Here is a 13,342-nt window from a genome sequence, read left to right as displayed (position 1 = left end):
TTCAGAACCACGCCTGGAAAGGGCAACCTGTTTCAATTCTGGAACACGCCCAGCACGCATTTTCTCCAAGCGTAGAAAATTAACCCATTTATCAGGCTGTTAGGCGGGCATTGTCAGTGTAAAAGTTGATCGGAACATTTTTGATATACAAAAAAACCCCACCAGAAATGGCGGGGTTTTCGGTAACTCCCGGCTATCCCGGGAGCAACAACCAGACTGTTCGATTAGCCGAACTGGTTCATGGTGTTGTCTTTACCACCGGCCTTCAGGGCCGCATCACCAGCGAAGAATTCCTTGTGGTCGTCGCCGATGTTAGAGCCAGCCATATCCTGGTGCTTAACAGTGGCGATACCCTGACGGATTTCCTTACGCTGTACACCTGCAACGTAGGCCAGCATGCCTTCGTCACCGAAGTAGCCCTTGGCCAGGTTGTCAGTGGACAGAGCCGCAGTGTGGTATGTCGGCAGAGTGATCAGGTGGTGGAAGATACCCGCTTCGCGAGAACCATCACGCTGGAAGTTCTGACACCACTCGTCTGCCAGCTGACCCAGCTCGGTGTTGTCGTACTCTTCGCTCATCAGGCCTGCGCGGTCGTATGCAGATACGTCCTTGCCTTCTTCCTTCCATGCGTCGAATACTTGCTGACGGAAGTTCAGAGTCCAGTTGAAGGACGGGCTGTTGTTGTAAACCAGCTTGGCATTGGGCACCACTTCACGGATGCGGTTAACCATGGCAGCGATCTGACCAACGTGCGGCTTCTCGGTTTCGATCCACAGCAGGTCGGCACCGTTCTGCAGGCTGGCGATACAGTCCATAACAACGCGGTCTTCGCCAGAGCCGGCCTTGAACTGGAACAGACCGGAAGCCAGACGCTTCGGACGAACCAGTTTGCCGTCCTGCTTGATCACAACGTCGCCGTTGGCAATGTCGTCAGCACTTTCGATCACGTCACCGTCGATGAAGCTGTTGTACTGGTCACCCAGGTCACCCGGCTCGTTGGTTACAGCGATCTGCTTGGTCAGGCCTGCACCCAGGGAGTCGGTACGGGCAACGATAACACCGTCGTCTACACCCAGCTCTAGGAACGCCAGACGTACAGCGTTGATCTTGGCAATGAAGTCAGCGTGCGGAACGGTTACTTTACCGTCCTGGTGGCCACACTGCTTCTCGTCAGAAACCTGGTTTTCCAGCTGGATACAGCAGGCACCGGCTTCAATCATCTGCTTGGCCAGCAGGTAAGTCGCTTCCGCGTTACCGAAACCTGCGTCGATGTCAGCGATGATGGGCACAACGTGAGTTTCGTGACCGTCGATAGCGGCTTCGATTTCCTTCGCCTTGGCAGCGTCGCCAGCGTTTTCAGCGGCTTCCAGATCGCGGAACAGGTGGTTCAGTTCCCACGCGTCAGCCTGACGCAGGAAGGTGTACAGCTCGCCGATCAGGCCGGATACAGCCGTCTTCTCGTGCATGGACTGGTCAGGCAGCGGACCGAACTCGGAACGCAGAGCAGCAACCATCCAGCCAGACAGGTACAGGTAACGACGCTTGGTGCTACCGAAGTGCTTCTTGATGGAGATCAGCTTCTGCTGACCAATGAAACCGTGCCAGCAGCCCAGGGACTGAGTGTACTGGGAAGAGTCAGCGTCGTACGCAGCCATGTCTTCGCGCATGATCTTGGCGGTGTACTTGGCGATGTCCAGACCGGTCTTGAACTTGTTCTGGGCGCGCATGCGGGCAGCGTGCTTCGGGTTAATAGCGTTCCAGGTAGGGTTCTGCTCCACGAGGGAAGCGATTTGGTCAACGTCTTGTGCGTAGGGCATGCTCTCAATCCTTTCTACGTTGGTTTTAATTCTGTACGGAGAAGCTTTTACTGCGACTTCCGAAGTCAATCACTTGCTTATTATTTAAGCAAGCCCTGACGTTGACCGTTACTTTAGTGCTTCCAAATTTATAATTGAAATTTATATCATCTATTTTCAGCATTTTTTAAATGAATAGTGGTCGCATATCAGGCCTGGCACCCTGTCACGACCTTATTCAGTAAGGCACAGCACCACCAGGCGATCCCCCGTCCGCAGATCCAACCACGCCTTTCTGGGCGGGTTCAGCTCAAGATGACGGCCATCCAGGTTCGGTTCAGCCCGGAAAACACCGAGGGCAATTTCACCTTCATCCGCCAGAATCTTCTCCAGCAGTTGAAAGTCAACGCTGGCTGGCAATGGGTAGTCGTCAGGATCCCGGAACTGTATTTCAGCACCGCCAACGGTAAACAGCTCATCCAGTACGATGCGTAACTCCCGCCGCAGGGCGACCTGCCCCAGTACATGGCTAAGTATCATCGGACTAATCAGCATTTCACTCTGATGGCCGTACAGCAGATGCCGGTTATCCGGGTCGCTCAGCTCCATGAGCAACTGGGGGCGCCGCGCAGCGTCAGCCAGGATGTCATCAAGCTGGAGGTATCCGACCATGGCCCGCGCATCCGCTTCCTCACCGGACGCAAGACGATCGCTACTCAACAACATGATGGCATCGTATCCGGCAGGATCTGCACGCCGGAGTTCATCTTCTACCATGTAGTCTGCTTCAATATGATGGCAACGGACCTGGGGGCATTCGCCAACATATTGGGTGATCGCCAGTTCACGTTCTTCTTTTGGCACCACGGACACCATATCCACATCGAACGCCAGCTTGCGATAACTGGCCAGTTCCGCGACCAGGCTGGGCACACGCCGGTTCCAGCCCAGCACCAGAATCCGATGGGGCACCGTTCCGGAGTTCGACATTTTTTTGCGGATATCGATCCTGGAGATCTCAGGCAACGCCGGCAACCTGGGGTTCGGATCCGTTTCGGCATAATCACGGGCCATCATGATCACCCGGTCATCCGCCTCAATGCGGACATCTGAGCGGGCAACCAGTTGCACATTCCAGGCCTGCTCCTGCCGGCGCAGCAGCCCCAGCACGATGACCTCCGGGCGTTCAGACGCCAGTTCAGCCAGCGATTTTCCGGCTACCAACTCACCGCCGCGTACGTAGATCTCGTTGCCTTCGCCTGCCGTCAGCAGCTCGTTATAGACCTCCGACAACCCCGGATGCAGAAGATTCTGAACCATCAGCCGGCTGATGGTGGCATCACCCGCCACAACCTCCACAGCCCCCGGATAGGCTCGTTCGATCACCGGCAATTTTCGAACATCCTGAATCTCAGCAACCACGTAGGGCAGCGACGACCTGAACTGCCGGGCCTGGGCAGCGATCGAGAGCAGGGCTTTTACAGTTTCCACGTCAGAGGTCACCAGGCTGCCGGCTTCATGGGTAGCACTCGGCACAATGACCGCCGCCGCATCCAGGCAGGCAACCCGATGCAGGGCATCAGGCTGGATAGGTGATCCCGAGCGCAGAATCACCTGCCGGGCACGACGACCAATCCCCGGCTCCGAACGCAACTCGTGAACCTGCTCCGCGGAGGCATCTTCAGAGAGCACGACCAGATTCAGTTTCTGGGTGTCGTGTTTCTCCAGAAACCGGCGCATCCGGCCGGAGGCGCCCAGCAGTTCTGTCACCAGAGGCAGGGTCTGACTGGTCCAGCCGAGGACAACAATATGGTTTTTCAGCGTGACTGGTGTCAGCCCCCGCTCCAGATCCGCCATTTTGGCAATCAACCAGCGGGTCAGGATGGCCACCAGCGTACCCATAAAGACCACATACCCGCTGAGGGTCAGCAAGGTCGAAACGATACGCTGCCAAACGCCGACGTCGTCGCCAAGATAGCCAGGGTCTGTCAGCCTCAGGAAGGCCCACCAAATGGCCGTGCCGGCGTCATCGAAGGTTTCCCCGAGAGGTAACACCAGTATTCCCCCCAGCAAGGAAATGAACGCAATGAACGCCGCTACGACGGCCAGCTGGAATCCGGCCCCTTTGACCAGCTGTCTTTCAACAAGGAATTTGATTCGGTCAACAATTCGAAAAGGAAGCATGTAATGCCCTGCACTGGAATCACGGGAATACCGCTAGCATAGCCGATATACGCCTGATTTCAGTACCGTTAGGGGCATTACTCCTGGCCGACCAGCCTCAGGGCTTGCTCCAGGGAAGGTGAAAACTGACTGACGCCATGAATGGGCTGCACCCCGGCCCGGGCCAGCGTGCGAAGTGGCTGGAACTGAAGGTCAGCAATGACAATCTTTCGCTCCTCGGCCTGGCAGGTCGCAATCAGCTTGTTCAGGGCAGACAGACCGCCCGCATCCAGAATGGTGACGCCATCCATATACAGCACCAGCCCCCGGGCATTCTCAGTCAAGGCGGCGAGCTCGCCAAACACCCGGTCTGCGGCGGCAAAAAACAGAGGGCCGTTAATTTTGAACACCCGCCAGCCATCCGGCACCCCGACCTCGGAAATCCGTTTGCTGTCCGTGATGTCAGTCACCCTGGTCATCTGGGCCATCTCCTGCATGAACAGGATGGCAGCCAGCAGGACACCGGCGGTAATGGCGATCACCATGTCGAGCATCACCGTCAGGGAAAAGCAGGTGAGAAATACCAGAACATCCCGACGCGGCGCGGTTTTCAGAAGATGCAGGGCTTTCGGCGCCTCACTCATGTTCCACGCCACCATGAGCAGCAATGCAGCCATGGCAGGCATCGGGAGATAAGCCAGCACGCCGGCCAGGGATACCAGTGCCAGCAGAACCACCAACGCATGCACCATGGCTGCAACCGGAGACTCTGCACCGGCCCGGTAGTTCGCCGCCGAACGCGCAAGCGCCGCTGTGGCGGTAATGCCTCCGAAGAACGGCGTAACCATATTGCCGATGCCCTGCCCCATAAGTTCACTGTTGGCACTGTGGCGCTTGCCGGTCATGCCATCAAGGACCACCGCGCACAGCAAGGATTCGATGGCACCCAGCATGGCAATCGCAAAGGCGGCAGGCAGCAGGGACTGGACCATATCCCAGGACAACCCGATGGGCTGACCGTCAGCCCCGGGCTGGTTCCAGGGCCAGGCAAACTCCGGTAACACCGGGGGAATGCCCGCACCGATGGAACCATCGGGTAACAGATAGGAGAACCGGGAGCCGATGGTATCAATATCAGCGCCACTGGCATTGAGCCAGAGTGCCATCAGGCTACCCGTAACCACCGCAGGCAAATGAGGGGGAACCGGTGTCCTGAGCCGGGGCCATAGCAACATTACCGCCAGAGTGACCGCTGCGACCGCTGTACTGGACACATCCAGGGCCGGCATAGCACCAGCCAGCACGTCCAGCTTTGCCCAGTAGTGCTCCGGCATTGCAGCCAGGGGCAAGCCAAAGAAATCCTTGATCTGAAGCGTTGCAATCACTACGGCGATACCACCAGTAAAGCCGAGGGTCACCGATTCCGGGATATACTCAATCAGCCGCCCCAGACGCATGACGGCCATCAACACCAGCATCACCCCGGACAGGAAGGTTGCAACCAGCAAGCCTCCCAGCCCGAATGCCTGAGCGATCGGGTATAGAATCACCACAAAGGCCGCGGTGGGACCGGATATGCTGAATCTGCTGCCTCCGGTCAGAGCAATAATAAAACCGGCAATAAATGCGGTATAAAGCCCGTATTGCGGTGGCACACCACTGGCGATTGCCAACGCCATCGACAGAGGAATGGCAATGATGCCGACCGTCAGCCCGGCCAGCACATCTCGCCCCAATCGACGACGGGTATAGGGCTCGTCAATACAGGCCTCGCGGAAACCGTGGGCTAACCGAAGCGAAAAAAGGTGGGCACGGTGAGGCATTTCATGAGGCCTGTTGCGATGCGTGTATTTTCATTATATGGTCATCACATATTCATTCAATGTTAATCTGATTAACATGCCATCAGCGAGACAACCAACCCGTTATGGAAAAACGCACTGCACGCCTTACGCTATTGATTGATCCGGATAAGAAGGCCGCCTTCGAGGCACTCTGTAAGGAAGAAGACGTGACACCCTCCCAGAAAGTCCGGCAGTTCATTCGGGAATACGTCGAACAGAAGCTGGGTTCAGACTGGCGCGAAGAACAGGGCAGGAATTAATCCCGGAAACAGCGAGATAACCGGCCGATGAAACACACTGTAGTCGCGTTTACCATGCTTCTGATTCTGAGTGGATGCACCGCCATGCCGCACACGTTCTCTGCACCTGAATCCCAGTACGATGCCATCGTCATCGATCCAGTGGACGGTATGCCCGTGACCATTGAGCAACTGGCCCAACGTCTTCAGACCAGAGACGTGGTGATCGTCGGTGAATACCACGGTCATCACGGAAGCCACCTCCTGCAGGCTCAGCTGCAACGGGCGCTGTTCCGGCTAAACCCGGCTCAGGTGTTGTCCATGGAACAGTTCAATGCCGATCATCAGCAGGAGCTGACCCGGTACCTCGATGGCAAAACCGGCGAAACGGAGATGATCGAGGATGCAGAAGCCTGGGACAATTACCGGGCATCCTACCGGCCTCTCGTGGAGTTCGCCCGCACCCACCGGCTTCCGGTGATCGCCGCTAACGCCCCTTCCCGGATGGTCCGCTGTGTTGGCCGCAAAGGCCCCGACTACCTTCAGAGCCTTCCCCCCGAGCGCAAAGCGCTGCTGCCCGACCAGCCGTTTATGGACACAGAGTCCTACCGGGAGAAATTCATAGCAGCCATTACGGGCAGCCATGGCACAAGACATGGCGATACCGGTGCAGAGGATGAAGATGACAGGATGAGCCCACGCATTCTTAACAGCTACCGCGCCCAGTTGCTGAGGGACAACACCATGGCCTCCCGTATCATCGCCGCCGCCCAAACGCACCCGAACAGCCAGATACTTCATCTGACCGGCACCTTCCACAGTGAGGACGGGCTGGGTACCGTTGCATTGCTGAAGCAGCGGGCACCAGAACTCAGAATCACCGTTATCTCACCCCAGTTCTGGACGGATCAAAGCCTGGATGAACAAGTAACTTCGAACCGTTTCAAGGGCGATTACCTCTACTTCATCCGTCCCCTGCCGGACGAGTTCATTGATGAGGAACGGGAGCGCAAAGCCATGATGGAGCGTTTCAGAAACGCCTCCGACAATTCCTGCGATTGACACCCCAGCCCGGGTCAGGAAAACCGGCGCAGCGCCTGCTGGAACTCCGCAAGGTCCTGCTCGCTGAAAAGGACAAAGCGTACCAGCCGGATTGATGTCAGCCGCACCAGGGTTCCCATCACGGTCTGCACCGCCACTCTCGCCGCCTCATGAATCGGGTAGCCGAATACTCCGGTGGAAATGGCCGGAAAGGCCACCGATGAAAGCCCTCTCTGATCAGCCAATAACAGCGCATTGCGATAACAGTCTGCCAGTAATGGTTCAGACGGTTCATCCACGCCATAAACCGGCCCCAGGCAATGGATCACATGGGAGTTGGGCAGATCATGCCCGGAAGTAATAACCGCCTGCCCTGGACGGATAGGAGCCAGCCCGCGACATTCCCGATTCAGCCCTGGCCCCGCAGTGCTGTGTATTGCACCCGCCACTCCACTCCCCGGCAGAAGGTCGGCATTAGCCGCATTCACCACCGCATCCACGTCAGGCTGGGACGCAATATTCCCACGGACACACTCAATCTCTACATCTGTCATCGTTATCCCCTTTTCGCGCCATACGATAGGCGATAGTCTTGACCCCATTTGATCGCTTTGAACCCGTTCACAGGATAGCAGCCCGCGCACCGGCGCAAACCACAGGGACACCAGTTATGAAAATCATTGTTGCACTGATTCTGGCCTTCGCCGTCATCACCTCCGCATCACTGATCGGCGACGGACTGACAGATCTGCGTACCGGGGACCGCTACGTCTCTGTAAAAGGCGTCGCCGAGCGGGAAGTCAAGGCCGACCTGGCACTCTGGCCCATCCGCTTTGTCGCCACCGGCAGCACCCTGAGTGAAGCCCAGGAAAAAGCCCGCAAGAGTCGCGACACCATCATCGCATTCCTGACGCTCCACGCTATTGAAGAACAATCGGTGGAACTCCAGAGCCTGGGTGTCACCGATACCCGGGCCAATGCCTACCAGCAAAATGCCGTGGAGCAGAAGTTCATCATCAGCCAGACACTGATGGTACGCAGCACCGACATCGACAAAATCCGCCAGGCATCCCAAAGCGTGAGTGAACTGGTGGATTCCGGCGTGGTGCTGTCTTCAGATTATGGCGTTTCAGGCCCAACCTACGTGTTTAACGGCCTCAACGACATTAAACCCGCAATGATTGCCGAGGCGACCGCATCGGCACGGGAAGCGGCAACCCAGTTCGCCGAGGATGCCAATGCCGAACTGGGCGGACTGCGGCGGGCCAACCAAGGGGTCTTCCAGATTCTGGCCAGGGATCAGGCCCCCGGCATCATGGAGGGACAGCAGCCGGTGAAAACCGTGCGCGTGGTCTCCACCATCCAGTATTATCTCCGCTGATTCGCCAATTTACTGGGTGGCCACCATCTCGTCGGTCACCTGGTATTCACCGGCAAGCCAGCGCAGGATTTCATTGGCCGCCGGGTGATCAAAACTGTCATAGGTGTGCTGGAGCCTCTGCCTCTTTTCCTCACTGATCCGGCCAAGGCCGGCATCCTGTAGCACCAGAAGATCAGCCAACACCTGAGTTGCCAGATCCCGCCCCAGCACTTCCCGGGCCACATGCCGGAAAACCTGGCCATACTCATAGCCTGGCCCCTGACGATAGGCCTCTGCCAGGGAGATCGCGGGAATCGCCGTGAGTGTTGGCTGCAGAGCAGGATTGATGCAATGGCCAGCAAGATGGGCCGCATTTGCCGCTGGGCGCCCGGTAAAGGCCCGAAGATGCAGGTGGCGGGACATCCGGTCACCGTCGTTCACCGGATAGTTATCCCATAGCAGGGGCTTGCGCCCGAGTATATCGCCGATTCTCTTGAGGTGGCCCGGTGAGATTTCCCGGGAGCAGACTTCTTCGCCGGTCCAGAAAACGTCTACCTCGTGGTCTAACTCCCGCCCCAGTGTCTCCAGGTAATCCGCCGGGCGATCACCGAACACACGGTCCAGCACGGGATCTTCGGAATAGTAAGTGGGGCACATGCTGAGGTTTTTCGCACCGGAATGCTGACGAACCCAGCGCATGATTTCCGCCTGGGTAGCTGCAAGCCCATCCGTCTCCGCTTTCATATCGTCAAAAAGGATCGACAGATCATCAATACCGAGACGATCCAGCAATCCCAGTTTGTCGGCCAGGGCTGCCCGGGCATCACCATCGAAGCGGTTAAAAATCTCGTAGGGACTCAGTCCCACACCGAAGCGCACACCCTCTGCCCGACAGAAACGGGAAAAATCCGCCAGTTCTGCGGCAATAGCCGGGGGATGGGGCTCCTGCCAGCGTTTACGAAGGAAGGGGTCCGCTTTGGGTGCATACAGATACAGGCTATAACCATGCGGGACCAGAGCGCGAACCAGTTGCCGGCGTTCCTGCCAGTTCCACATCGGGCCGTAAAAGCCTTCGATAATTCCCAGCGTCGTGCTCATGAATTGACTCCCTGCATTATTCCCCGGATTGCATAGCCATAAGGCTCCCACATCGTATAACGGTATCCATTGGGTGGTATATCTCTACGGCAATAATCTTGACTAGACTGGAAGAAAACCGACCACGCCAAAACCCTGCAAAGAGGGACTATCCATGGAAATTAAAACCTTCGGGGATCTCATCGACTGGACCCGCCAACTACACACTTACCTGGCAAAATGTCTCCATGAATCGGCCGCAAATAATCCGGACGAGCGGGCAGGCGCCTTGCTGGATTATGTCAGCCAGCATGAAAGCCTGCTGGCCAAAGCCGTCACCGAATTCGAGAAGCAGGCGGACACCAAAGCCATGCAGACCCGCCTCTACGATTACACCAATCACAAACCCATCGAAAGTCACCGGACGTGCGATACCCATTATGCCGAACTGGATTTTCAGGGCATCGCCCGGGAAGTATTCGACTTTCACGATCAGGTCATGGCGCTGTATGACATCCTGATCAGTAAAGCGGAGATTCCGGAAGCCAGGTCACTGCTGGAAGATCTCAAATCCCTGGAGGAACACGAGGCCATGCTGTTGGCCCGGCAAATTGGCCGAATGGACGACCTGTAGGCAGGTATCATTAAGACCAAGGTCGTACGATACGAGATTTTTCATTTCAACCGGGGGCGATCATTGCTACTTTGAGCTACCCTGAAGGCTTAGACGTCCCTACAGGGATCAAGTCTCAAAAACACAACAACGACAATAGAGGATAGAAGAGCAATGAAGATCCGTTCTGTTCTTTCCGCGGCTGTGCTGGCTGTCGCAACCACCTTTGCCGCCACACAGGCCCTCGCGCAGGAAAAATTCACCCTTCGCCTTGCAGAAACCTGGGGACCCAACTTCCCGATTTTCGGGGACACCACCAAAGAATTTGCCAAGCTGGTTGAAGAAATGTCGGATGGCCGCCTGCGCATTCGCATCGACTCAGCCAATAAGCACAAGTCGCCCTTCGGCGTCTTCGACATGGTCAAGGCAGGCCAGTACGACATGGGCCACTCAGCGTCCTACTACTGGAAAGGCAAAGTACCCGAAACCCTATTCTTCACCAGCATGCCGTTCGGCATGACAGCTCTTGAACAGTATGCCTGGTTCTACTATGGCGATGGCATGGACCTGATGCAGGAAGTCTATGCTCCGCACAACATGATTTCCTTCCCGGGCGGTAATACCGGCATCCAGATGGGTGGCTGGTTCCGCAAGGAAATCAAATCTCTGGATGATCTTCAGGGTCTCAAGATGCGCATTCCGGGCTTCGCGGGCGAAGTCTTTGCTGAAGTGGGTGTAAGCCCCACCAACATTCCGCCGGGCGAGCTGTATACCGCCCTGGAGCGCAACACCATTGATGCCGTGGAATGGGTAGGACCGGCACTGGATCTGCGCCTCGGTTTCCAACAGATTGCTGACTACTACTACACCGGCTGGCATGAGCCTGCGACCGAGTTGCAGTTCCTGGTCAACAAGAAAGTCTGGGAGAAACTGCCTTCTGATCTGCAAACCATCCTGAAGACGGCCATGCGCGTCTCCGCCTACGACATGCTGGTTCTGTCCCAGCACGAGAACGCGGAAGCCTGGGCCAACATCAAGAAGGATTACCCGAACGTTCAGATCAAGAACTTCCCATCCGACGTGTTCCAGGCCATGTATGACGCCAACAAAAAGCTGCTGAAAGAAGCTGCTGGCAAAAATGACGTGGCCAAGCGTATCGTAGAGTCTCAGGAGTCTTATCTCGAGAAGACCCGGGCCTACACCGACATTTCGGAACGGGCCTATCTAAACACCATGGCCGAAGTCGAGTAACATATCGACTGAGACGGAGCCGGGATCGCTCGTTGAGTGATCCCGGCTTTGTCGTTTATAGCAGCTAAAAAATTCCAACCCGCTTAGCGGAGGTAACAGCACTAATGCGGTGGATTATCAAACTCGACGAGGGCCTTGCCCGACTCTCCACGTTCTGTGGCTGGATCGCCTGTGTCGCAATGATACTGATGACAGCCAACGTTTTTTATGATGTTGTGGCCCGGTACGCTTTCAACTCCGTATCCATTGGCATGCAGGAAATGGAGTGGCATCTGTACTCCGTGGTTTTCCTTCTCGGTATTCCCTACGCCCTGCGTAACGACGCCCATGTCCGTGTTGATGTGTTCTACACCAACTGGAGCAACACAAAGAAAGCCTRGATCAACCTGATCGGCGCTCTCATCTTTGTCATTCCGTTTGCTTACCTGATTGGCATCTACGGTTACAGCTTCGCTCTGGATTCCTACGGCATGGGCGAAGGTAGCGGAGATCCCGGAGGCCTTCCGAACCGGTGGATCATCAAGGCTGTCATTCCTTTCTCCGCTTTCTTTATCGCCACCGCTGGCCTCAATATGGCCACCTTTGCACTCCGCGTGATGTCCGGCGAAAAGACCTATGAAGTGGAGCACAGCGGAGGTGACCTGGCATGATCGGTATCATTATGTTCGGCGTGGCCCTCGTCATGCTGATGCTGGGGTTCCCGGTTGCCTTTACCTTTGGCGGTGTTGCCCTGTTCTTCGGCATATTTGCCGAGGGCATGGACCTGTTTGCCTTCATGCCATTCCGGATCATGAGCGTGATGCAGAACACGGTTATGATGGCCGTGCCACTGTTCATTTTCATGGGCGTGGTTCTGCAGCGAACAAAGCTGGCTGAGCAGTTGCTGACCTCCATGGGGCGGCTCTTTGGCGGCCTGCCTGGCGGCCTTGCAATTTCCACCATCCTGGTAGGCGCGCTGCTCGCGGCCTCCACCGGCGTGGTTGGTGCCAGCGTGGTTGCGATGGGCCTGATTTCACTGCCCGTCATGCTTGCCCATAAATACGACAAGCGACTGAGCACCGGCACCATCTGTGCGTCCGGTACGCTGGGGCAGATCGTTCCTCCGTCCATTATCCTGATCATCCTCGGCGATGTTCTAGGCTTGCCGGTAGGCGACCTTTTCAAGGCGGCTGTCTGGCCAGGCGTCGTACTGATCGGTCTGTATATTGTCTATATCCTGATCCTCACCCGGCTGAAGCCGGAAACAGCACCGGCCATGCCAGAAGATCCGAGCCGCTCTCGCAAGCAAGAGATTGTATCGGCGCTGCTCGCGATCATCCCGCCGCTGGCACTGATTGTTGTGGTTCTGGGCTCAATTTTCTCCGGCATAGCCACGCCCACCGAGTCCTCGGCTCTGGGTGGCGTTGGTGCGATCGTCCTTGCCATTATCTACCGGCAGTTCTCCTTCCGCATGGTATGGGAAGCCGCACGGGATACCGTCAAGGTAACCGCCATGGTATTTGCCATCCTCATTGGTGCCACCGCCTTCTCCATGGTGTTCAGCTACACCGGTGGTGATTACTTGCTGGAAGAGTGGTTGCATATGCTGCCGGGGGATCACTGGGGCTTTATCATTCTCGCCATGGCGGTCATTCTGGTTTTGGGTTTCTTCATCGATTTCGTCGAGATTTCCTTTATCATCGTGCCGATTCTGGCTCCAGTCGCAGAAGCCATGGGCATCAACATGCTGTGGTTCGCTATCCTGATTGCCATGAACCTGCAAACCAGCTTCCTGACCCCACCCTTCGGGTTCGCCCTGTTCTATCTCAAAGGGGTTGCCCCACCAGAAGTGAAAACCGTCGATATCTACAAGGGTATTATTCCGTTCATTGCCATTCAGATACTGGTACTGGCTCTGATCGTGATCTTCCCCGAGTGGTTTGGCATGACGGCTATGTACTGACTGTCCTGATACAAGT

The 13,342-nt window shown here is 56.5% G+C and carries 12 protein-coding genes; 7 read left to right on the top strand and 5 right to left on the bottom strand.

The window, feature by feature from the left end; translation table 11 throughout:
• Positions 1-224: 224 nt before the first annotated feature.
• The 3 genes from FWJ25_RS00605 to dauA form a co-directional block, all read right to left on the bottom strand.
• Positions 225-1,817: an isocitrate lyase gene (locus tag FWJ25_RS00605; protein WP_149598313.1), complete on the bottom strand. Its 1,593-nt coding sequence runs from the start codon at positions 1,815-1,817 to the stop codon at positions 225-227.
• Between the two features lie 213 nt (positions 1,818-2,030).
• Positions 2,031-3,980 carry a CASTOR/POLLUX-related putative ion channel gene (locus FWJ25_RS00600; RefSeq protein ID WP_149598312.1) on the bottom strand — a complete coding sequence of 650 codons (1,950 nt, stop codon included), beginning with the start codon at positions 3,978-3,980 and terminating at the stop codon, positions 2,031-2,033.
• Positions 3,981-4,057: 77 nt separating this feature from the next.
• Positions 4,058-5,782, bottom strand: coding sequence for a C4-dicarboxylic acid transporter DauA (gene dauA, locus FWJ25_RS00595; protein WP_149598311.1), 1,725 nt, complete (start codon positions 5,780-5,782; stop codon positions 4,058-4,060).
• A gap of 104 nt (positions 5,783-5,886) precedes the next feature.
• Between dauA and FWJ25_RS00590 the strand changes: the two genes are divergently transcribed.
• Entirely contained in the window at positions 5,887-6,063 is a 177-nt protein-coding gene (locus tag FWJ25_RS00590) for a ribbon-helix-helix protein (RefSeq protein ID WP_149598310.1), read from the top strand.
• Positions 6,064-6,090: 27 nt separating this feature from the next.
• Positions 6,091-7,104 (top strand): ChaN family lipoprotein, encoded by a 1,014-nt coding sequence (locus FWJ25_RS00585; protein WP_246166617.1) that lies wholly within the window; start codon positions 6,091-6,093, stop codon positions 7,102-7,104.
• A gap of 14 nt (positions 7,105-7,118) precedes the next feature.
• On the opposite strand, the gene FWJ25_RS00580 is transcribed toward FWJ25_RS00585, so the two are convergent.
• Positions 7,119-7,637 carry a macro domain-containing protein gene (locus FWJ25_RS00580; protein WP_149598309.1) on the bottom strand — a complete coding sequence of 173 codons (519 nt, stop codon included), beginning with the start codon at positions 7,635-7,637 and terminating at the stop codon, positions 7,119-7,121.
• Positions 7,638-7,753: 116 nt separating this feature from the next.
• On the opposite strand from FWJ25_RS00580, the gene FWJ25_RS00575 reads away from it, so the two are divergent.
• Positions 7,754-8,464, top strand: coding sequence for an SIMPL domain-containing protein (locus tag FWJ25_RS00575; protein ID WP_149598308.1), 711 nt, complete (start codon positions 7,754-7,756; stop codon positions 8,462-8,464).
• Between the two features lie 9 nt (positions 8,465-8,473).
• Here FWJ25_RS00575 and FWJ25_RS00570 read toward each other — a convergent pair whose 3' ends face one another.
• The gene (locus FWJ25_RS00570) at positions 8,474-9,541 is read right to left on the bottom strand and encodes a beta-N-acetylglucosaminidase domain-containing protein (RefSeq protein WP_149598307.1); all 1,068 of its coding nucleotides are present in this window, start codon (positions 9,539-9,541) and stop codon (positions 8,474-8,476) included.
• Positions 9,542-9,695: 154 nt separating this feature from the next.
• Here FWJ25_RS00570 and FWJ25_RS00565 point away from each other — a divergent pair, with 154 nt between their 5' ends.
• The 4 genes from FWJ25_RS00565 to FWJ25_RS00550 all read left to right on the top strand — a co-directional run bounded on the left by FWJ25_RS00565 (position 9,696) and on the right by FWJ25_RS00550 (position 13,326).
• Complete coding sequence (locus FWJ25_RS00565) at positions 9,696-10,154, top strand: ATPase (protein ID WP_149598306.1); 459 nt, start codon at positions 9,696-9,698, stop codon at positions 10,152-10,154.
• Positions 10,155-10,307: 153 nt separating this feature from the next.
• Positions 10,308-11,384, top strand: coding sequence for a TRAP transporter substrate-binding protein (locus FWJ25_RS00560; RefSeq protein WP_149598305.1), 1,077 nt, complete (start codon positions 10,308-10,310; stop codon positions 11,382-11,384).
• Between the two features lie 104 nt (positions 11,385-11,488).
• Positions 11,489-12,034, top strand: a complete 546-nt coding sequence (locus FWJ25_RS00555; protein WP_149598304.1) for a TRAP transporter small permease subunit — start codon at positions 11,489-11,491, stop codon at positions 12,032-12,034.
• The gene (locus tag FWJ25_RS00550) at positions 12,031-13,326 is read left to right on the top strand and encodes a TRAP transporter large permease (protein ID WP_149598303.1); all 1,296 of its coding nucleotides are present in this window, start codon (positions 12,031-12,033) and stop codon (positions 13,324-13,326) included. The genes FWJ25_RS00555 and FWJ25_RS00550 overlap by 4 nt, the downstream gene beginning before the upstream one ends.
• Positions 13,327-13,342 lie beyond the last annotated feature (16 nt).

The sequence above is a fragment of the Marinobacter salinexigens genome, assembly GCF_008370345.1.
GTDB lineage: Bacteria > Pseudomonadota > Gammaproteobacteria > Pseudomonadales > Oleiphilaceae > Marinobacter > Marinobacter salinexigens.
Note: the sequence above shows the minus strand (reverse complement) of the source record. Positions and strands in the feature narration are given on the sequence as shown.